At 46.1% G+C, this 21,546-nt stretch carries 18 protein-coding genes and 1 riboswitch; of the genes, 10 read left to right on the forward strand and 8 right to left on the reverse strand.

The features are described from left to right. Positions 1-43 precede the first annotated feature (43 nt). Both F0U83_RS09025 and F0U83_RS09030 read right to left on the reverse strand, forming a co-directional pair. On the reverse strand, positions 44-976 hold the full coding sequence (locus F0U83_RS09025) for an AEC family transporter (protein ID WP_211343690.1): 933 nt from the start codon (positions 974-976) through the stop codon (positions 44-46). A gap of 3 nt (positions 977-979) precedes the next feature. Continuing rightward, positions 980-1,540 carry an LOG family protein gene (locus F0U83_RS09030; protein ID WP_138988227.1) on the reverse strand — a complete coding sequence of 187 codons (561 nt, stop codon included), beginning with the start codon at positions 1,538-1,540 and terminating at the stop codon, positions 980-982. 94 nt (positions 1,541-1,634) lie between these two features. Between F0U83_RS09030 and F0U83_RS09035 the strand changes: the two genes are divergently transcribed. Further along, a complete protein-coding gene (locus F0U83_RS09035; RefSeq protein ID WP_138988228.1) occupies positions 1,635-2,120 on the forward strand; it encodes a CreA family protein in 486 nt (161 codons plus the stop codon). Here F0U83_RS09035 and F0U83_RS09040 read toward each other — a convergent pair. Further along, a complete protein-coding gene (locus tag F0U83_RS09040; protein WP_338036373.1) occupies positions 2,117-3,001 on the reverse strand; it encodes a LysR family transcriptional regulator in 885 nt (294 codons plus the stop codon). The genes F0U83_RS09035 and F0U83_RS09040 overlap by 4 nt on opposite strands. A 145-nt stretch (positions 3,002-3,146) precedes the next feature. Here F0U83_RS09040 and F0U83_RS09045 point away from each other — a divergent pair, with 145 nt between their 5' ends. From F0U83_RS09045 to F0U83_RS09065, 5 genes are all read left to right on the forward strand, one after another. Beyond that, positions 3,147-3,848: a CoA transferase subunit A gene (locus F0U83_RS09045; RefSeq protein WP_138988229.1), complete on the forward strand. Its 702-nt coding sequence runs from the start codon at positions 3,147-3,149 to the stop codon at positions 3,846-3,848. Positions 3,849-3,864: 16 nt separating this feature from the next. After that, positions 3,865-4,521 carry a CoA transferase subunit B gene (locus tag F0U83_RS09050; RefSeq protein ID WP_138988230.1) on the forward strand — a complete coding sequence of 219 codons (657 nt, stop codon included), beginning with the start codon at positions 3,865-3,867 and terminating at the stop codon, positions 4,519-4,521. Between the two features lie 195 nt (positions 4,522-4,716). Further along, positions 4,717-5,886, forward strand: a complete 1,170-nt coding sequence (locus F0U83_RS09055) for a YjgN family protein (RefSeq protein WP_138988231.1) — start codon at positions 4,717-4,719, stop codon at positions 5,884-5,886. Then, complete coding sequence (locus F0U83_RS09060; protein WP_138988232.1) at positions 5,883-6,908, forward strand: M48 family metallopeptidase; 1,026 nt, start codon at positions 5,883-5,885, stop codon at positions 6,906-6,908. The genes F0U83_RS09055 and F0U83_RS09060 overlap by 4 nt, the downstream gene beginning before the upstream one ends. A gap of 114 nt (positions 6,909-7,022) precedes the next feature. Continuing rightward, positions 7,023-7,139, forward strand: a riboswitch (TPP riboswitch). Positions 7,140-7,192: 53 nt separating this feature from the next. After that, positions 7,193-9,289, forward strand: a complete 2,097-nt coding sequence (locus F0U83_RS09065; RefSeq protein ID WP_138988233.1) for a TonB-dependent receptor — start codon at positions 7,193-7,195, stop codon at positions 9,287-9,289. 64 nt (positions 9,290-9,353) lie between these two features. On the opposite strand, the gene F0U83_RS09070 is transcribed toward F0U83_RS09065, so the two are convergent. Further along, entirely contained in the window at positions 9,354-9,680 is a 327-nt protein-coding gene (locus F0U83_RS09070; protein ID WP_138988234.1) for a hypothetical protein, read from the reverse strand. Between the two features lie 40 nt (positions 9,681-9,720). Further along, positions 9,721-11,598: a protein-disulfide reductase DsbD gene (gene dsbD / locus F0U83_RS09075; protein WP_246077823.1), complete on the reverse strand. Its 1,878-nt coding sequence runs from the start codon at positions 11,596-11,598 to the stop codon at positions 9,721-9,723. Positions 11,599-11,862: 264 nt separating this feature from the next. On the opposite strand from dsbD, the gene F0U83_RS09080 reads away from it, so the two are divergent. From F0U83_RS09080 to F0U83_RS09090, 3 genes are all read left to right on the forward strand, one after another. Next, positions 11,863-12,930, forward strand: a complete 1,068-nt coding sequence (locus F0U83_RS09080) for a 3-deoxy-7-phosphoheptulonate synthase (RefSeq protein ID WP_138988235.1) — start codon at positions 11,863-11,865, stop codon at positions 12,928-12,930. A 107-nt stretch (positions 12,931-13,037) separates the two neighbouring features. Next, a complete protein-coding gene (locus F0U83_RS09085; protein ID WP_138988236.1) occupies positions 13,038-13,565 on the forward strand; it encodes a disulfide bond formation protein B in 528 nt (175 codons plus the stop codon). 87 nt (positions 13,566-13,652) lie between these two features. Beyond that, positions 13,653-14,516: a tetratricopeptide repeat protein gene (locus F0U83_RS09090; RefSeq protein WP_138988237.1), complete on the forward strand. Its 864-nt coding sequence runs from the start codon at positions 13,653-13,655 to the stop codon at positions 14,514-14,516. A gap of 6 nt (positions 14,517-14,522) precedes the next feature. On the opposite strand, the gene F0U83_RS09095 is transcribed toward F0U83_RS09090, so the two are convergent. After that, positions 14,523-15,014: an Lrp/AsnC family transcriptional regulator gene (locus F0U83_RS09095; protein ID WP_138988238.1), complete on the reverse strand. Its 492-nt coding sequence runs from the start codon at positions 15,012-15,014 to the stop codon at positions 14,523-14,525. Between the two features lie 354 nt (positions 15,015-15,368). Between F0U83_RS09095 and leuA the strand changes: the two genes are divergently transcribed. After that, on the forward strand, positions 15,369-17,030 hold the full coding sequence (leuA, locus tag F0U83_RS09100; protein ID WP_138988239.1) for a 2-isopropylmalate synthase: 1,662 nt from the start codon (positions 15,369-15,371) through the stop codon (positions 17,028-17,030). A 56-nt stretch (positions 17,031-17,086) separates the two neighbouring features. Here leuA and F0U83_RS09105 read toward each other — a convergent pair whose 3' ends face one another. Both F0U83_RS09105 and F0U83_RS09110 read right to left on the reverse strand, forming a co-directional pair. Continuing rightward, the gene (locus F0U83_RS09105) at positions 17,087-18,286 is read right to left on the reverse strand and encodes a M48 family metallopeptidase (RefSeq protein ID WP_170221870.1); all 1,200 of its coding nucleotides are present in this window, start codon (positions 18,284-18,286) and stop codon (positions 17,087-17,089) included. A gap of 95 nt (positions 18,287-18,381) precedes the next feature. Further along, positions 18,382-21,546, reverse strand: a complete 3,165-nt coding sequence (locus F0U83_RS09110) for an efflux RND transporter permease subunit (protein ID WP_138988241.1) — start codon at positions 21,544-21,546, stop codon at positions 18,382-18,384.

Raw genomic sequence — 21,546 nt, forward strand, 5'->3', positions numbered from 1 at the left:
GGTCTTTAGTTGTAGATCATGTCACTGAAAAGTCAAGTTTCTCCTATCCCAACCAGCTCATCCAAAGCGTGACGCTTAGCAACGAAACCACTGTCGAAAAAACAACAATTTGAGACGTTTCTTTTTCAAACGTATCATATTTAAGTGCGACCACATGAGCCAATGCCCCTGTCGGTAGCGCAGACAAAAGCACTGCTGTTACTAGCCAGACAGAATCATCAACACCCAGCATCAAAAAAGCCAACCAGGTCATTAACGGGTGAACACAAAGTTTCAGTAGAATCATCCAACCCAGCTCACTGTAACGAATAGCTGTGCGCGTTAGTTGCAAACTGGCACCCAAACAAAACAGCGCGACAGGGACAGCTGCAGGCGCCAGCATATCCAGCACACTGGCGACTGCGCTAGGAATTGCTATATTATTGGCCGATACGGTTAAACCTAACACCGTCGAAATAAAAATAGGATTGCGTAGCAAAGAACGATCCAAGATTTGCAGTAGTGGTTTTATTCCCACCTCTTTCTGGCGGATCGTTTCCAGTAGCATTTGCGCGCCACCAATTAAAAAAATATTACCTGCCAAGATAATACTTACCGTAGCCCCATAAGCTGTTTCGCCAAGCACCGCAAATGTCAGAGGAATACCCATGTACGCATAATTGGAAAAGACACCGTTTAAGCCGCGCATCACTAATTGTTCAGCTTGAGTTTCTCTAAACACAAAACGGCTAACTACAAAAGCCAGCAAACCAGTCAAAACCACGCCTGACATGAAGGCCAGTAACGCTGGGATATTCAGTAAATTAGAGATAGATTCTTTACTTGATGCATTAAACAGCAACGCAGGTACAGCAAAGAAATAAACAAACTGATTCAGCCCCGGTAACATTTTCGTATCAAATACCGTTCGCTTCGCGATATAACCGAGGGAGATCATTAAAAATAGGGGAAGAATGGATTGAAAACTAAGTAACACCGATTAACTCCACTTTTGTCTGGGAGGTATATAGGTTTCGAGCAGATCCAACAAGCGATCAGGCGCTGCATCAACCTGTACCATCGTGGCATATTCTTGTGCCATAAATTGTTTATCCGCAATGTGTTGGATGAAGTCCAAAAGCTGGTCGTAATAGCCATCCACATTTAGAAAGCCACAGGGCTTGGTGTGATAACCCAACTGCCCCCACGTCCAGGCTTCAAATATCTCCTCTAGCGTCCCTATGCCGCCCGGCATCGCGATAAACGCATCCGCTAAGTCTGCCATTTTAGCTTTACGCTCATGCATGTCGTCCACAATATATAATTGTGTCACACCCGCGTGTTGAATTTCTTTGTCTCGCAAAGCTTTGGGCATAACACCGTAAACGTTACCACCACGTTCAAGCACAGCATCAGCGATTGTGCCCATCAAGCCGGTTTTGCCTCCTCCATAAACCAACTCATGCCCTCGACTGACCATGGCATCCGCCATACCCACTGCAGCCTCTGCAAAAATGGCATCACTCCCAGAACCTGAACCGCAAAACACTGCAATTTTCATATCTTATTCACTTCTTTATGCGACAATGGTGGCAGCTTACCAAAAATATTCTGACTTGCTAGGCTCAAACCGATCAAGTTTTGATGAGGACACCATGAAACGCTTACAAATATTTTTAGTAACACTGGGACTGAGTATCCTCTTAGCCGGCTGTTCTGATAACGAAGTGGGTGAAGTTAGCCTTGGCGTGTTTACGACCAAAGATATCAAGCTGGATATGCTTCAAGACCCTATTGTTACCGGTGTGAGCTGTCATATTGCCCACGTCAAAGCAGACCTTGATTTTGCAGACCCCTCTGATATGTCTATCGCTTGCCGCCAAACAGGGCCGATTACCCTCGCCATGATCAGCGCCATCGATAAAAGTAAAGATGGTGAAATTGTATTCAAAACCTCTAAAAGTATCTTCTTTAAGTCGTTGAAAGTAAGAAGAATTTACGATTCCGAAAACAAGACACTTATCTATGTCAGTTATTCAACAAAAGAGGTTCAGGGCAGCCACAAGCATTCGTTATCCACCGTTCCACTTTGGGGCAACCCTGTTTGGTCTCAAGTCGACCAGTTGGATAAACAGGGTTAGTAAGATGTCAGTAAAACATCGACCAACTCTTTTGCAGCTGTTGATAAGGGATAGCGCCGCCGGGTGATGACTCCCACTTGGCGGGTTATTTTGGGTGCCTCTAATTCACAACATACGGCACCTAGTTCGTTCATCTGCCCTCGGCATAACGAGGGCACCACGCTCACGCCAAGCCCCATAGCCACCATTCGACCAATGGTAGCGAGCTGATGAGTTTCAAATTGGGGGGATAGTGACAACCCTTCCCCTTCCAATATCCGCTCAACCAACAAACGTACACTGGAAGGCCGCTGAAGGATAATAAAGTCATCTTCCAGCAGCGCCTGCCAACCCACGACTTCGACACCAGCCAGAGGGTGTGCTTGGGGCAATACGGCGATAAACCGATCATCAAACAGTGGCTGGAAAACCAAATCCTCCGTATCTCCTGGGTCAAAGGAGACACCTAACTCAACCCGGCCACCCCGCACCATATCAACGACATCTTCTGCGATAACATCATGAATCATCATGTTGATCTTAGGGTAGCGTTCACGAAATGTTTTGATTGCCAGAGGCAGCTGATTAGAAGCAAATGAAGGCATGCTGGCAATAGCTACCTTCCCTCGGAAGAGTGAGAAACGATTATGCATCTCATCAAATGCTTCATCTAGGTCTGCTAATAATCGTTGCGCTGTTGGGTAAAAGGCTTCGCCTTCAGGTGTCAAAGCCAAAGTGCGGGTCGTTCTTGCCAACAACTGACCGCCTAAAGCCTCCTCTAGATTCTTAATAGCCACACTTAATGCAGGTTGCGACAGATGCACTTGTGCACAAGCCTCAGTAAAGCTTCGAGTTTTCGCCACCGCCACAAAGGCACGGAGCTGTTTAACGGTTATATTCATAAAAGAAATTTATTATTTGTTTGAATAAATTCATTGGATAAATATAAAGGAGTAGTAGACACTTAACAAACTCAAATTCAGCCCGCTCTGAGCGCATTTACAGTAGGGCATAATAAAAACAGATAACAAGGCATGGAGGAGTTCAATGTCGGGTTTTAATAAAGTAGTTAACAGCTACGAAGAAGCGATGGCAGGCTTGGAAGATGGCATGACCATTATCGCTGGTGGCTTCGGCCTTTGCGGTATCCCAGAAAACCTGATCGCCCAGATCAAAAAAATGGGCACAAAGGATCTGACTATTGTTTCTAACAACTGCGGTGTTGATGGATTCGGCCTTGGCATCCTGCTGGAAGACAAACAAGTCAAAAAGATGATCTCTTCCTATGTTGGCGAAAACGCCTTGTTTGAAAAGCAACTATTAGCAGGCGAATTAGAAGTTGAGCTAACGCCTCAAGGTACGCTGGCTGAAAAAATGCGTGCCGGTGGTGCTGGTATCCCCGCCTTCTATACAGCGACTGGGTACGGTACTGAAGTCGGTAAAGGTAAAGATGTAAAAGAATTCAACGGCCGCAACTATATTCTCGAAGAATCAATTACGGGTGAGTTTGCGATTGTTAAAGGCTGGAAAGCCGACCGTTATGGCAACGTTGTTTACCGCCATACCGCTCAAAACTTCAATCCAATGGCTGCAACCGCAGGCAAAATCACGGTAGTTGAAGTGGAAGAAATCGTAGAGCCAGGCGAGTTAGACCCAACGCAGATTCACACCCCAGGCATCTATGTTGACCGTGTGATTCAAGGCACATTCGAAAAACGTATTGAACAGCGCACCGTGCGCACAGCTTAAGGGAGGAGAAAACATTATGGCACTTTCCCGCGAACAGATGGCTATGCGCGTTGCACGTGAGCTACAAGATGGTTACTACGTCAATTTGGGTATTGGTATCCCAACATTGGTTGCCAACTACATCCCTGACGGAATGGAAGTGATGCTGCAATCAGAGAACGGCTTACTGGGTATGGGCCCCTTCCCTACCGATGATGAAGTCGATGCAGACATGATCAATGCCGGTAAGCAAACCGTCACAGCCATCACTGGCGCTTCTATTTTCTCATCAGCTGAGTCGTTTGCCATGATCCGTGGTGGTCATGTCGACTTAACTGTATTGGGCGCATTTGAAGTCGATGTTTCAGGTAACATCGCCTCTTACATGATCCCAGGCAAGCTGATTAAAGGCATGGGAGGCGCGATGGACCTCGTAGCCGGTGCGGATAACATCATCGTATTGATGACGCACGCCTCTAAACACGGCGAATCTAAACTACTGGATCAATGCTCTCTACCATTAACAGGTGCAGGCTGTATCAAAAAAGTTCTAACAGATCTTGCCTATTTGGAAATTGAAGATGGTGCTTTCATCCTTAAAGAGCGGGCACCCGGCGTCTCTGTAGAAGAGATCGTTTCTAAAACCGCAGGTAAATTGATTGTTCCAGACCATGTTCCTGAAATGAGTTTTTAACGCTTAACACTTGTAGCGCATTGCCCGGCCAGTCCGGGCTTTTTTATTAATCCCCCACCTACGTTTAACACTCAGTACCGCCGCCCTGTTATGTTTTTCATAGGAATAATTCCTATTTTTATGGTACTCCACTGACATTTATTTTTAGTCTGTTAGAATCCCGCATCCGAATATATACAGACAAGGATTTTTCTTATGGATGAGCCTATCGTTCAAGAATCGACTACCCAGCCATTTAAATTCACTGGTAATGGCCGTGAGTATTTCAAAATCTGGATTGTTAATATACTACTCTCCATTGTTACGCTAGGTATCTATTCTGCTTGGGCAAAAGTTCGCACGAATCGTTATTTTTACGGTAACACATTCTTCAATGATGCAAACTTTGAATACCACGCCACTGGCTGGCAGATCTTTAAAGGGCGCATTATCGCTGCCATTGCTCTGCTCATTTATGTTGCAGTAAGTGAGCTATTCCCTCAGGTCGGCTTCGGCTTGATGTTAATTATATTGCTTGCCACTCCGTGGATCATTTGGAACAGCTACCGCTTTAATGCTCGTATAACCAGCTATCGACAAGTCCGCTTTTCATTTGATGGCTCGTTAAGCAACGCCTATAAATACATGTTGTTATTACCTTTTTTACCTGCAGTCGCTATCGGGTTAATCGCTGGTACAACTTGGCTGCTGTTTGGCATGAATAGCATTATGGCAGTCTTCATTTTAGCCGCCCTCGCAATGATCAGCATCTATGCAATGGGGCCCTATGTACAGGCGCTCATGTACCGATACCGTTGGAACAACGCCCATTACGGACAGGGCGACTTTAGTGCCAATATAAGTATCAGCGTGTTTTTTAAAACCTACCTCTTCATCCTAGGGATCTTTTTATTATTTGCTGCAATTATTGCCGCTATAGGTTATGCAGCAGGAGCCGGGGCGATGATATCCGCTCAGAAAGAAGCAGGTACAGAACCAGGGCTGTTCAATATCTTTTTTCTGGTTGGTTACCTGTTTACACTTATGTTTAGTTTTTGGGCTAAAGCCTACATGGAGACACGTATTAATAACCATGTTTTTAACGAGTTGAAACTCGATAACGTACTTAACTTGCACTCCAATCTTCAAGTTAAACCGCTGTTTTGGATTCATATAACAAATTTATTCCTGATTATTTTCACGCTCGGTTTAGCCATACCTTTTGCTAAAGTACGCTTAGCCAACTATCGCGCAGACTCAACATCGGGCACGATAACTCAAGATCTAGCGCACTATGCAAGCTTACAACAACAGAAACAGTCTGCTTTAGGTGATGAACTAGGTGAAGCTTTTGATCTCCAAGGTGACTTAGGTATCAGCCTTTGATTTCTGGTTATTACTATCCCGCCAATCAGTCAGCCCGCTCGCGGGCTGACATTCACATCGAAGGTAGCCGATACACATTGATCCGCGCTGATGGTAAACCCTTACATGGGGATATTAGTGACCTCGATATTAGCAACCGAGTTGGGAATATTACTCGTCGTATTACCTTTCCTGACGGTACTCTGTTAGAGACTCATGATAACGAAGCGATTGATACATGGATTAAGTCCGCCGGCCAACCTCGAAACCTTTGGCTTCACACATTAGAGACGAATCTGTCTTTAATCATCTTTTCTATTGTATTTGTGGTGACACTGACTCTTAGCTTCATTAAATGGGGCATACCCGCCATAAGTTATCAAGTTGCTCACGCACTCCCCGCCGAGCTGAGCATAGCGATTGGGGAACATAGTATAGCGGTGCTCGACTCCACACTCTTCACCCCTTCATCATTATCTGAAGAACAACAAGCCTCAATACGAAGCGAGATAACAAGCACACTTCTTAATCGGGTTGATATAGATATCCCTATCAAGTTCCATTTTCGTACGATGGAAAATAGCAACGGTCCTATCGCTAATGCATTCGCACTACCCTCAGGCGATATTTTTGTTACGGATAAACTGGTGGAGCAGTTAGACCAACCTAATGAGCTTAACAGTGTCATTTTGCATGAAATTGGTCATATCAAGCACCGCCATGGTCTACAACATGTCATACGCTCCTCAACCATCGCCTTACTGACCGTATTTATCGTGGGTGATAATTTATCGTTCGGCCAAGACCTCATCGTTGCTTTCCCTACATTTTTAACGCAGCAAGGTTATTCACGAAAAGCAGAAGAGGAAGCGGACGAGTACGCTCTAGAGCATATGTTAAAACTAGGATTAGACACAGAAGCCTTTGCAACAGCGCTAGAAAAAATTATTCCAGACGCAGCGAAAACAAAAAACAGTGGCAACGTATATTTATCAACGCACCCTGATACCCGAAAGCGAATAGAAGCCGCTAGGAAGTATTAGCGTGACAGTCATCACCCCGAGTGAATGAAGAGCTATCTAAATTTTCGCAACGTGTAAAATTTACTATCCATCCACACAGTAACCCGTATAATCGCTACCGTTTACTCACTATGAGTATGTCCTAAGGGGTGGCAGTGCTATCTATTAGCCTGGCCTGAGATGCACATGATGTGCGAACCCTCTGAACCTGATCCGGATGATACCGGCGTAGGAATAGGAACGATTACAAGCCTACTTTTCCCGCTACTCAACCGGGTCTCCAAGCATTATTATCGGAGACTTGTATGCACTTTACGTTAAACCCGCTCTATCCATCTGTCTTGGCAATGGCTGTGCTTACTGCTAATGAGTCCGTGGCTACTAATAGATCAATGAATAACGACTTACCTGTCATTTACATCACCTCAGGCGTCCGAGGTGCGGCATTGAATCAAGTCCCTGCTAGCCTGACTGCCGTGAATCAAGAAACCTTACAAAAACAACCCACATCACATACCGAAGCAATGCCCTCACTTGCGCCAAACGTCAACAGCAGTCATGGCGCATCCCGAGCACGCTTTTTCCAGATCCGTGGCATTGGCGAGCGTAGCCAGTTTATCGGGCCGGTTAACCCATCCGTCGGCGTGACGATGGATGGCATAGATATGAGTAATATCGGAGCGGCAGCAACACTGATGGATGCTCAGCAAGTGGAAATACTTCGTGGACCGCAAGGCACCTTGTATGGTGCTAACGCTCTAGCAGGACTCATTCATATTCGCTCTAACGATCCAACGACGAAGACTCAAGGTCGAGTAGAAACGACGCTAGCGACCTATAATACCCGCAGCCTAACAGCGGCTGTAGGCGGCCCAGTAAATGAGAACGTGGGGTATCGAGTAGCGATACAAAGCAACCGTAGTGACGGTTTTATGGAGAACGACTATCTCGATAAAAGTCACACTAACAATATCGATGAGACATTTTTGCGCGGCAAGCTACGCATTCAAGCTAACGATCACCACATGCTCGATTTAACTGGCTTTTATGCCGATGTTGATAACGGTTACGATGCCTTTTCGCTAGATAACAATCGTCACACATTATCTGACCAGCCTGGGCATGACCGCCTAGAATCATCAGCCCTTGCGCTGAAATCAACCTGGACAGGACACAACGCATTTACGCTGGAAACCAGCCTTAGTCACTCCTCAGCTGATCAGGAGTATGGCTACGATGAGGACTGGGCCTATCCTTTCTTTTTTACCAACCCGGATGACCCAACCGAGGATTGGGGTTACAACTGGTTTGATAACTACAAAAGGGATATCTCTACAACAACAGCGGAGATGCGTTTCATTTCTGCTCCCGGTGCTGAGCTGTTTAATGGAACAACCGATTGGGTAACCGGCGTTTATTATTATCATCGAGAGACTGATCTGCTTCGCCAGCGCACCGACAATGCAGATTTTAATAGCGATTACACAACTTCACGTTTTGCAGTATATGGTCAGTTAGAATCACGCTTATCAGATGTTTTACGTCTAACCTCAGGATTACGCTTTGAGCAAAGCGAGTTTGATTATAGCGACAGCGACAGCGTGACATCCGATGAAGACGACCTACTCGCTGGCGGACGCTTAGCACTTGAGTATTTAGCGAATCAAAACCGTACCTATTACGCGCTTGTCTCTGCTGGCTACAAAGTAGGCGGCGTTAATGCAGACACAAATTTACCCGAGGAGCAGCGCGCTTTTGAAACAGAGTCGTTGTGGAACTATGAAGTAGGCGCTAAGAGCAACCTGCTCGATAATCGTTTGCAGACACAAGTTGCACTATTTTATCAACGCAGAAATGATGCTCAGATCAAAGGCTACCGCACGATATCTATGCCGAGCGGTGGCACCAGTTTTATCGACTATATCGATAATACGGATCAAGCCTACAGCTATGGTCTTGAAGCTGAAGCACAGTGGCAGGTTACGCCAGCCATTAACCTGTTCGGCGGCTTAGGTTTACTGGAAACCCAACTAAACGATTCTGGCGCTGCTTTCGACGGCCGCGATTCTGCACAATCACCGAGCTATCAGTTTATGCTAGGTGCTGCCTTTAAGCATAGCCAGCATTGGTTCTCGGGCATTGAAGTAGAAGGCAAGGATGAGTTCTATTTCTCTGATAGCCACAACCAGCGCTCCGATAGCTATACATTGGTTAATGCACATATCGGTTACCAAACGCCAGACTGGAGCATTCGTCTTTGGGGCCGCAACTTAACCAATGAGCATTATGCCGTGCGTGGTTTCTACTTCGGAAACGACCCTAGAATCGATTGGGCAGAGACTCAATATACTCAGCTTGGCTCACCCCGCCAGATCGGTATTACTGCAGCAGTGAATTTTTAAAGCCCTGTAAAAATGCCGACCTATTTAGGTCGGCATTTTTAGTCGTGACGGCAAAATAAAACTATTACTGTGCAAACTTATAATATTCACGATTTAGATAGGCCGCCACATCAGAAACATCTTCAGGGAACCAGCCAACATCCAAATTCGTATTGCAACCTTCCACAAAGCTTTCTAACTTCGCATAGCTTGTTACTTTTCGCTCTTCACGTTGATAAAAAGCCGGTTGATGGCATGTATCGCAGTTGGCATCCGTATAGTGCTCGCCACGAATAGTTCTTTCCAGCTCAACCTCCTTGTACAGTGCTTCGCCATTATCTGCATCAGCCGCTTGTAACGCACTTACAGGCAACCCAACAATTAGTAATGAAGCCAGCAATACCTTTTTCATATCATCCTCCGTGGCGACTAAAGGCCAGTTTTTCTATTTATTATGATCCATCCAACCGCGTCAGATGGTTAAGGAAATCATCGGGGTCTATCACCCCCACCAATGTCAGATCAGGGCGTAGCTGCCCTTGTTTGTCGTAAAAAATAAGCGCCGGCGGACCAATCACTTTATAAGCTTTATTGAGCGCTTTCGATGCCTCATCGTTTGCCGTAACATCCACCTTCACTCGGGCAAAGCCGGACAATGCCTGTTTTACTCCCTCATCGGCAAAGGTGACATGCTCAAGCTCAATACAAGAGATGCACCAGTCCGCATAGAAATCCAGCATGACAGGCTGACCCACACGCTTAGCCTGCTCCAACACCGGCTCAAGCGCTTCTAAGGACGTCACATTGATAAAGCTCATTTCTGAAGATTGCGACGCATTCGCACTGTTCCCCGTCAGGCCTTTCAAAGGGTATAAAATACTTTTACCCCCTGACAACAAACCGACTAAAAGCGCAGCACCATAGAGCAGGGCAATGATACCAACACCTTTCCATAGTTTATGCCAACCCTTTGCTTGGGTTGGGATAGGATCAATCGCCCGCATGTAGATGGCGGATATAATCAAAACTACAGAAGTTAAAAGCATCGTTACCTGCACCGCAACCACACGATCCAGCATCCAAATGGCCATCAAAATCAGGAGTACACCAAAGCCTGCCTTGATAGCATCCATCCAGACGCCCGCTTTAGGTAGCAGTTTACCCGCTGATGCTCCCACCAGCAGAATAGGAACGCCCATACCCAAACTTAAGCTAAATAATGCTAAACCACCGAGTAATGGATCTCCTGATTGCCCAATATAGATCAAAGCTCCCGCCAAGGGTGCTGCCATACAAGGGCCGACAATAAGCGCTGATAGTAGCCCCATAATGGCAACGCCGGTCACAGTACCCCCTTTTTGATGGTTACTCGCTTTGTTTAAGCGAGTTTGCCAACTATTGGGAAGCTGCAAGTCATAGAAGCCAAACATGGAGAATGCTAAAGCCACAAAAATCAGGCTAAAAAAGCCAATAATCCAAGGGTTTTGAAAAGCAGCTTGCAAGTTCTCGCCAAACAGCCCAGCCAAAACGCCAGCAATGGTATAGGTCACCGAAACAGCCAAGACATAGACCGCCGATAAAAATAGCGCTCGTCCAGTCGTGATCCTATGACCATGCCCTGCAATGATACTCGAAATAATCGGAATCATCGGAAAGACACAAGGGGTTAGCGATAAGGCTAGGCCACCTAGGAAAAAGGCACCTAACGTTAGCAATAAACTTCCACCCGCCAAGATTTCTGCAAAATGATCCTGCTCGCTAACCACTGGCTGTTGGATGGTATTCGCAGTTGCGCCAACAGCACTTGGTGTGATTTCAGCTGGGGGAACTGTTGCTTCTACGTCATGAGGAATTTGAGAGACAGCCAATGTTGTTGTAACCGGTGGGTAACATATCCCCCCTTCCCAGCAGCCTTGGTATGAGATCGATAAGGAGCCATCGGAAGGTTGATTCAACACACTCTTTAACTGCAAGGTAACAGCAGCCTGCTGGTGATAGACCTCAACACTGCCAAACAGTGGATCATCTTTGGTCTCTGTCACACCATTAATACGACTGAGCACCTCAATCTGATCAGAAGGCGTTACCGTGATACGGTCCCGATATAAGTAATATCGGTCAGGGATATCCCAACGCAATACAACCTTACCGTTATTTCCGATCTCAGGAATAAAGATAAACGCTTCTTCAACGGGTAAAGGGCCATCATTTTGCTGACCTAGTGAGTTACTTTTACCATCAAAAAAGCCTGCATAGGCAATCCCAAAGCCAGCAGTTGAAATAATGACTGTAAAACACAGCCTCATAAATAGACTTAACAAATTCGGCACAGATCCGATGCTCCTGAATCTAATAAAGGTGTTCTATGGACTACGCGCTATTCCTTGAGTTCTGACACACTTCATTAATTATGGAATAACATCATTCCCTAAAAGAATAAACAACTCAACTCTTGTACGCCATTGTAGCATTACTCTTTTGTTTCATACTGTCGGATTCGACCCTCTGTACCCTTATATAATTCACGGGTTTATGGTAAAAAGGCCTGCATTATGATTACGCACTTGCGTAGGAATCTGTTCAGGAAAAAGACAATGACTGATAATCGCGTAGAAAACCTCAACATCGAATCACATTCGGTTCTTATTACGCCAGAAGCTCTGAAAGATAAACTCCCTATCAGCGAAGCTGCAGCCAGCGCTGTCATGGAAGGTCGTCAGGTTATCCGTAATATTTTAGACGGCAGTGATAAGCGCCTCTTTGTTGTTATTGGGCCATGCTCTATTCATGATATCGACGCCGCTATTGAATATGGTCAACGCCTGAAAGCATTAGCAGAGCAGGTCAAAGATTCTATCTACGTTGTCATGCGCGTTTATTTTGAAAAGCCACGAACCACCGTTGGCTGGAAAGGCCTGATCAACGACCCTCACCTGAATGACTCCTTTGATATCGAAGAAGGCCTTCATATTGCGCGTAAGCTGCTACTCGATCTATCTGAAATGGGATTACCGTTAGCCACGGAAGCGCTGGATCCTATCTCGCCGCAGTATATGCAAGACCTGATCTCATGGTCTGCTATTGGCGCACGCACGACCGAATCTCAGACTCACCGTGAAATGTCTTCAGGCCTGTCTTGCGCCGTTGGATTCAAAAATGGTACGGATGGCGGTTTGGCCGTAGCAACTAATGCGCTGAAGTCGGTTAAGCATCCACACAACTTCCTCGGTATCAGTCCGGACGGACAAGTGTCCATCATCCGCACAAAAGGCAATCAGTATGGCCATGTGGTATTGCGTGGAGGCGACGGAAAACCTAACTATGACTCTGTAAACGTCGCAATCTGTGAACAAGCGTTAGAAAAAGCAGGTCTTGAGAAGAACATCATGATCGACTGTAGTCATGCTAACTCCAACAAAGATCCTGCCTTGCAACCACTCGTTGCAGAAAACGTCGCTAACCAGATACTAGAAGGTAACCGCTCGATTGTTGGTTTAATGATTGAGTCTAATCTGGCATGGGGCAACCAATCTATCCCAGAAAACTTGGATGAGCTGAAATACGGTGTCTCTGTAACAGATGCCTGTATCGATTGGGATGCAACTGAGAAATGCTTGTTGGATATGCATCATAAACTAAAAGATGTTTTGCCCAACCGATAAAACATCAGGGCCCTTCGGGGCCCTTATATAACCAAATTTTTAAACTTTTTTGCTTGAATAACGTCTTAATGTCTCCACCCACTTTTATCCTCGGGAAATGACTGTCAATGCTGGCTTTTCTTAACTGCGCTAACCGCTCTCCCCTCTTTTGGATCGTACTCATATTGGCTTGTGTCATCATGGAATCGATTGCACTCTATTTTCAGTACGTTTTAGATTATGGTCCGTGTGTGCTTTGCGTGCATATTAGAGCGTGGATTTTAGCAATATTGATACTTGCTATTGCCGCCTTAGTTACACGTAAATGCGCTAAAGCCAGAACGGCTCTCAACGTGCTTTTACTGGCAGCATCTGTCGGCATGCTGGAGCGTTCTTACCTTACATTAGGCATAGAACGTGGCTTTGTTGATGGCAGCTGTACGTTGAATGCAGGGTTCCCAGCGTGGTTGCCATTGGAAAAGTGGCTACCGACATTCTTCGAACCTTGGGAGGCTTGTGGTTATACCCCAGAAGTGTTGTTTGGTATAACCATGGCTGAAGGTCTGATCTTAGCTTCAGCTGGTTTGCTCATTGTATTTGCCGCCATGGTTGTAGCTAATCTCTTCAAAAAAGATAGCGCTACGGCTAACGGATGAAGTAATTAGCTCTTTAGTACTCTACCCCTTACTCGCAAGAGATGAACAATAGGCTATAACGATTCATCTTCGAGTGAGGGGATCCCCTTGTTACGATCTCTGTTACTAAGCTGTTTTTTACTGATTAGTCATGCTTCACACGCCACTGAAGCACTCCCTTATGAGTTCCTCAGCGCTCCCCTTCGCGTCAAACTCTATATGGCTTATGCAGAATTTAAGATGGCCCACCATACAACCGCGCGACTGATGTGGGAGCACTTGGACGCTGAGCAGTCAGCAGAGGCTGCTTTCAACCTCGGAATACTGTACGAACAAGGGCTAGGCCTTAAAAAGGATATTGCCAAATCCCTGCAACTTTATGAACGAGCAGGGAAACGAGGAAGCAGAGCTGCCGCATACCAACTAGGACTACTTTATAAAAGCCATCCAGAGCACCAAAACAAGGCTAAAGCACACTTCTGGCTCACAACCGCTGCTATCGATGGTGATCATGATGCGGCTATGCTCTTAGAAGAACTTAATAATCATACTGATCAGGCAAGTGACCCTATAACCAAAGTCAACCAGCTGTTAATGGAAGATAAAGCCGCAGAAGCTATCGCACTACTTCATCAGTTCTCTACTGCGCCGAATATAGACTATCGCGCAGTCTCCCGTTTAGCTTGGCTGTATGAAGCAGGTATTGGTGTAGAGCGAGATCTTTATGAATCAGCGCGACTCTTTCTATTAGCTGCTCAAGCGGGGCGCCCAGAAGCACAATATGCTATCGCCGTTATGAGCGAAACAGGTAAAGGGCAGCCACAAAACACTAGTATAGCCAAAGAGTGGCTTTACCGTTCAGCTTGCCAAGAATACCCACCTGCCCTTCAAAAATTGAGCGAGATAGAGCTCAGTAAACTGACACAACATTGCCCAACCAAAGTCATCAGGCAAAGACCTTCCTCTGAGTAAGCAAGCTTACTCATATTCAACATACTTCAAAGGCAGAATGTTCTTATCACTGATTTTCCTCATAACAAAGGATGAATTAACACCAGTAACACCTTGAATACGCGTGATTTTTCCCAATAAAATATCGTGATAACTATCCATATCCGGTACGACAATCTTTAATTGATAATCCGCATCATTCCCTGTGATTAAAAAACATTCCTGCACCTCTGGAATCTGGTTTATTGCCTCTTCAAAGGCTGTGAAACGCTCTGGGGTATGCTGATCCATACTAATATGCAAAATGACAATCAGGTTAAGATTCAACAAGCGTTCATCAAGACATACCTGGCGCCGCCGAATAACCCCTACATCTTCAAGACGTTTCACTCGACGCGAACATGGCGCAGCCGTAAGCCCTACATACTCAGCAAGGTCCTGATTAGATAAACTGCCATTTTCCTGTAGGGCCTGCAAAATTTTGAGATCAAACCGATCAAGAGAGACACTCTTTTTCACAATAACCACCTTATTAGCAATTTTTTATAATAGTTAAAGCACTATCCTTTTATAGTATTGCGCAAATTATCATATAAAAGCCAATTTAGTTAATTAATTGCGCTAACAATTCTCTACACTATGCTCGTCGGTTGATAAAACCGTTAAGACAGATCGGCTGCAGATTACACCTCTGCAGGTGCCTAACAGCTACCCGCTGGTAACGCAGAATTCTGTTGAAGCTTATCGAGCTTACCCAAAGTGCCAGAAGTGCTTACCAATCCAATGCCCCGGATGATTCAACCAAACGGGGCACTAGGATATCCCTAATAAATATCAGTTTTATGCTAACTCAACTTTTTGCAGGATGCCGTCATGTTTGATCATCGCAAGTACCGCCCCTTTACGCCGATTACGTTAACTGATCGCCAGTGGCCGAATAAACAGCTTACAACAGCACCCCATTGGTGCAGTGTTGACCTTCGCGATGGCAACCAAGCGCTAATCAATCCTATGTCGGTTGAAAAGAAAACTGAACTCTTCCAACTTCTGGTCAACATCGGATTTAAAGAGATTGAAGTGGGTTTCCCCTCCGCTTCACAGCCTGATTTCGATTTTGTAAGAAAGCTGATCGAGGAGAAGCATATTCCTGATGATGTCACAGTTCAGGTGCTAGTTCAGGCCAGAGAAGAGTTGATCAGCCGTACATTTGAGGCACTGAAAGGTGTCAAGCAAGCTATAGTACACGTTTACAACTCCACTTCAACAGTACAGCGGGAGCAAGTTTTCGGGCTTGACCGTGAAGGCATCAAAGCGATTGCCGTTAAAGGGGCTACGCTACTCAAAACCTATGCAGCCCAATATCCGAATACTCGCTGGGAGTTCCAATACTCCCCTGAGAGTTTCACTGGTACTGAGTTGGATTATGCTGTCGATGTCTGCGATGCCGTCATTGATGTATGGGAGCCGGAAAAGGGTCAACAGGTCATTATTAATCTACCATCTACCGTTGAGATGTCGACTCCTAATGTGTTTGCTGATCAGATCGAGTGGTTCTGTCGTCATTTGAAAAAACGTGATCAGGTACGCATATGCCTGCACACTCATAATGATCGTGGCTGTGCTGTCGCCGCTGCTGAATTGGGCATTCTTGCTGGAGCAGATCGAGTGGAAGGCACATTAATGGGCAATGGTGAACGTACCGGCAACATGGATGTGATCACGATGGCGATGAACCTTTATTCCCAAGGTATTGACCCTAAGCTGGATCTTTCCAATATCAAAGAGATCAACCGCACGGTAGAGCACTGTACCGAACTGCCGGTTCCTGCACGGCACCCTTGGGCAGGCGAGCTGGTTTACACTGCATTTTCGGGCAGCCATCAGGACGCTATTCGTAAGTCCATTGCCTACCATAAAGATCACAACCTACCTCACTGGGAAGTGGCTTATTTACCAATTGATCCTTTAGATATTGGCCGTGAATATGAAGCCGTTGTGCGTATTAATAGCCAAAGCGGTAAGGGGGGCGTTGCTTTGGTCTTAGAACGGGACTTCGGTATAACCCTACCTAAGTGGCTTCACGCCCCTATCAGTCAGGTGGTTCAAAAAGCAACCGAGTCAACAGGACAAGAGATAAGTTCACAGCGTATTCGCGAGTTGTTTGATCAATATTTTGTGGCAACACCTCATGCGCAAAAACTCCAGGGTTATGAACTTCATACCGAGCACGGAGGGGTTATGCTGAACGCAGAGATCGGTACTCTCCATTTAAAAGGACAAGGAAATGGCGCCATCGAGGCTTTAACTCAAGCACTGTCAGAATCTGCAAGTTGCTCAATGAAGGTGACTCACTTTGATGAAAACGCCCTAGGCTCTGGGAGTGATGCAACGGCGCGCGCCTGCGTTGCCCTGAATGTAGACGGTATTGACGTATATGGTGTCGCTGAAGCTACCGATACAACAGCGGCATCGTTACAAGCCCTGCTCTCTGCATTTAGCCGCTCACCTGCAGCAGACAAGCAGCAAGCGGCTTGAAACAGTCATCTTTATCAAAAAAGCCCCTTATTATGAGGGGCTTTTTAATTGTAGGTTTAATCTAGTTCAGGGTTCTCGTTGAGTAACTGATCCACGAAAAAAGCAGGTATTTCGAGACGATGAGCAATCTCTTTTAACACGACTATCTCAGCATGGCTAGCCTTACCCTCTGCTTTTGCCATAGTACATAGGTCACGCACCACCTGCATACGTTTTGGCAGCGTGTTATGCTTTTTCACCAATTCCGCACGTTTAGGCAATTCTTCTTTGAGCTTCTCTAAATTAAAATTGTCCTTATATTCATAACGGCCGAAGAAGCGCTCAAACACATTTATCTCGTGCTCGGAGATCTCTCCATTGGCATTCGCAACCAGCAGCGCGCCTGCAAACAGGAGGTGTCTCATGGATAAAGCTGCATCCGTTTTCGCATCGAGATAGCTGGGCTCCATCAGCGCCATAATACCCTCGACACCCAACTCTAGAGTTGCCACATCGACACCAGCAGGGAGCATGTGCTGTGAATGATGGAATAACTGTAGCGCTTTAACCCGCAAAGGACTAAATGGATGCGTCATAAACCAATCTTCCATAGGCGCACCTGCGCCTGGAGCACCGTCCACCAGCTGCATATCATCCACTTGTTTTAAGAAATCCTGAAGATTAAAGCGAACAACCGAGCTGGTAACACCCGAGGATAATTTAAATAAAGCTCTTGCAACCGCATGTAAATTTTGTGTGCAGAACGCCCCAGCTCGATCCGCCGAAATCTCTGCAAAGCGCGACCAACTGGTGAGTTTTAACGCAAGATCAGGTGATACCGGTGACTCGCCCTTTAAGAGGTACCCTACTGGAATATCATGATGCTGATAAATAAAGTGGCCGAGTTCATGCCCCATCACAAAACGTAGCTCCTCTTCATCGAAGCTATCTAATAAACTTGAGGAGAACATGATAAACAACCGCCCCTCCTCAGGTTTCACACACGCAGCATTAAAGTGAGGGCTAGAGTAGGCGTAAAGTTCTACCGGTAAATCAACACCAAGCTTTGCAATACAATCTTGCGCTATACGCGTTAAACCTGGGGCCATAGCTGGGCTGAGTCGAACTGAGGTAGATAACAAACGGCGACGCACTCCCTGCACGCCCTGCGCTTCCATCTGCGCTAGCTTTTGATTCAGGCTTATAACTTCTGGGGTCTGCATCAGCTGTTCGGCTAGTGCAAGGTCATGTTGTGATCGTATCTGCTCTGCGTTCATATCAATTTCTTTCTTCTTATTGAGAGTAAGTGCGATAAGCTTACCGCACATTTACCCCAATACTAAAGAAGTAGAGATGAACCTAGTCTGATAGATTAGACCGTTTTTCGACGCAACAAACTGTAATACAGTAGCGGAATAACCACTAGCGTTAACATAGTTGAAACCAACAATCCAAAAATCAAACTCACCGCCAATCCATTAAAGATAGGATCATCTAGTATAAAGAAAGCGCCCATCATCGCTGCCAGCGCGGTCAGTATAATAGGTTTGGCTCGAACACTGGCAGCACTAATAACCGCCTCTTCTAACACCATACCGGTTGCTAACTGATGGTTAATAAAGTCCACCAACAAAATAGAGTTGCGAACAATAATTCCCGCCAGTGCAATCATGCCTATCATCGAGGTCGCGGTAAATTGTGCACCTAACAGAGCGTGCCCTGGCATGATGCCAATCATTGTTAATGGAATAGGCGCCATAATCACCAAAGGAACACGATACGAACCGAACTGCCCAACCACTAATAGATAAATGAGAATCAGACCAACAGAGTAGGCAGCTCCCATATCCCTGAAAGTTTCATAGGTAATCTGCCATTCACCGTCCCACTTAAGTGAGTAGTCGAAGGTGTTTTCAGGCTGACTGATAAACGTCTGCGTGAGGTTATCTAGCTCTCCTACCATAGAGAACATTCCATAAAGTGGGCTATCGAGTCCACCCGCCATATCTCCTGTGACATAAACCACCGGTAATAAGTCTTTATGATAAATACTCGTTTCCCACGGTTGTTCTACAACATTCACCACTTCCGATACGGGCACTAGCGCCCCCGAGCGGCTACGCAGTTTCATATCCAATAAGCTATTAAGATCCCCTTTCGCAGCAACCGGTAGCTCAAGACGAACCGGAATAGGATATTTTGCATGACCTGTATGTAGAAAGGTCACATCTACACCTGCCAAGGCCATCGCGATTGACTGAGTTACATCTGATTGGCTTACACCCAGCATAGCGGCTCGGCTGCGATCTACATGGACCACGATACGCTCACTGGGCGCTTCGATACTGGTATCAATATCAGATAGACCTTCGGTTTCAGTAAACAACTGCGAAATCCGATGCGCCGTTTCGATTTGTCCCTGATAATCAGGCCCGTATACTTCTGCCACTAACGGTGCCATCACCGGTGGGCCAGGAGGAACCTCAACCACCTTGACTGATGCGACGTGCTGTTTAGCTATTTCAACTAGCGCTGGACGCACCGCTAGGGCAATCTCGTGGCTAGAGCGCTCTCGATCAGCTTTGCTAGCCAAATTAACCTGCAACTCCCCCTGATGAGGTTGCTGGCGAAGATAATATTGCCTCACTAATCCATTGAAACCGATGGGCGCTGCCGTACCAGCATAGGCCTGAATGTTTCTAACCTCCTGCACCGTTAACAAGTAATCCGCCAAATCCGTCAAGACGCGGTTAGTTTCTTCTACCGGTGTCCCTTCTGGCATATCGACCATCACTTGAAACTCACTCTTGTTATCAAAAGGTAGCATCTTCAATACAACCAACTGAACAACGGCCAAGCCAATGGCTCCAGCAATCAGCCCAATCAGAGAAAAGCCAAGTAAGTAACGACTTAGTCGCTTTTGTGCACCCAGAAAAGGGGTCATCAAACGTCTAAAAAATTGATGACTTTTTGTTTCAATAGGCGTTTCGCTTTCAGATGTATGATGAGACCCATCACTTTTAAACAGTTTCGCGGATAGCCATGGTGTAAAGGTAAAAGCGATAATCAGTGATAACATCATACCCATTGATGCATTGATAGGGATCGGGCTCATATAGGGCCCCATCAAACCGGATACAAAAGCCATGGGTAACAACGCAGCAATAACGGTTAAGGTTGCTAATATCGTAGGTCCACCCACCTCATCAACGGCAACCGGTATCGCTTCTAGTAAGTTCTTTTTCCCTAACGCCATATGTCGATGAATGTTCTCCACCACAACAATGGCATCATCCACCAAAATACCGATGGAAAAGATCAAGGCAAACAGCGAAACGCGGTTCAACGTAAAGCCCCATGCCCACGATGCGAACAGTGTCACCATCAAGGTCAACACAACAGCGGAACCAACCACGAACGCTTCTTTACGACCAAGCGTGAAGAGCACTAAAGCGATCACAGAGATCGTAGCGAAAATAAGTTTCTGAATTAGCTTATTCGCCTTGTCGTTAGCCGTCTCACCGTAGTTGCGCGTCACGGTGACTTCGACATCATCCGGAATGAAATGTCCTTTTAACTGAGTCACACGTGATAAGACCTGATCAGCAATATCGACAGCGTTTTCCCCCGGCTTTTTACTAATCGATAAAGTTACTGCCGGACGACGATCAGTCTCACTAGCTTGGGTATGCCAGACATAGTTTTTATTCTCAGCCGATGCCGCCGTTATATCAGCGACATCTTCAAGGTAGATAGGACGCCCACCTGCCATACCGACCACAAGCTCTGCTATCTCATCTTGCGTAGAAAGGTAAGCACCTGCCGTCACAGGGGTGTAATGATTATCTGCCACAACAGCGCCTGCTTGTGTGGCGATATTACTCAGCATTAATGCTTGCTGCAGCTCAAAAACAGAGAGATTTCTTGCCGCCATCTTCTGCGGGTCTAGCAAAATCCGAACGACTTGTTCCGGCCCACCTATTGTCTCAATATCTCGCGTGCCGGGTACACGCTTCAGTTCGGTTTCCAGCGCATGGGATATTTGTCGTAGTTCATACGCTCCCACCGTTGGTGTTTTGCTATGCAAGGTTAGCGCGACAATCGGAACATCATCAATTCCCTTAGGCTTAACAAGTACAGGGCCTATACCTAAGTTTGCGGGCCTCCAATCCATATTGGAATAGATCGCATTGTATAAACGCACCAGTGCCTCCGTGCGTTCCACACCCACTTTAAATTGAATCGTCAAAATAGCCTGACCAGGAGATGAGACAGAATAGATATGCTCTACATCTTTTATCTCTCCTAAGAGCTGCTCCAGAGGGGTGGATACCAGCATTTCGACATCCTTGGCGGATGCTCCTGCGAAGGGCACCATAACATTTGCCATAGTGACATTGATTTGAGGTTCCTCTTCACGAGGTGTGATTAGTGCAGCAAATAAACCCAACAACAACCCCACAATGGCAAGCAAGGGCGTAAGCTGGGAACGCATGAAGTAGTTGGCGATTCTGCCAGAAAAGCCGAGCGCTGACAT

The sequence above is a fragment of the Neptunomonas concharum genome, from assembly GCF_008630635.1.
GTDB classification, from domain to species: Bacteria; Pseudomonadota; Gammaproteobacteria; order Pseudomonadales; family Balneatricaceae; genus Neptunomonas; species Neptunomonas concharum.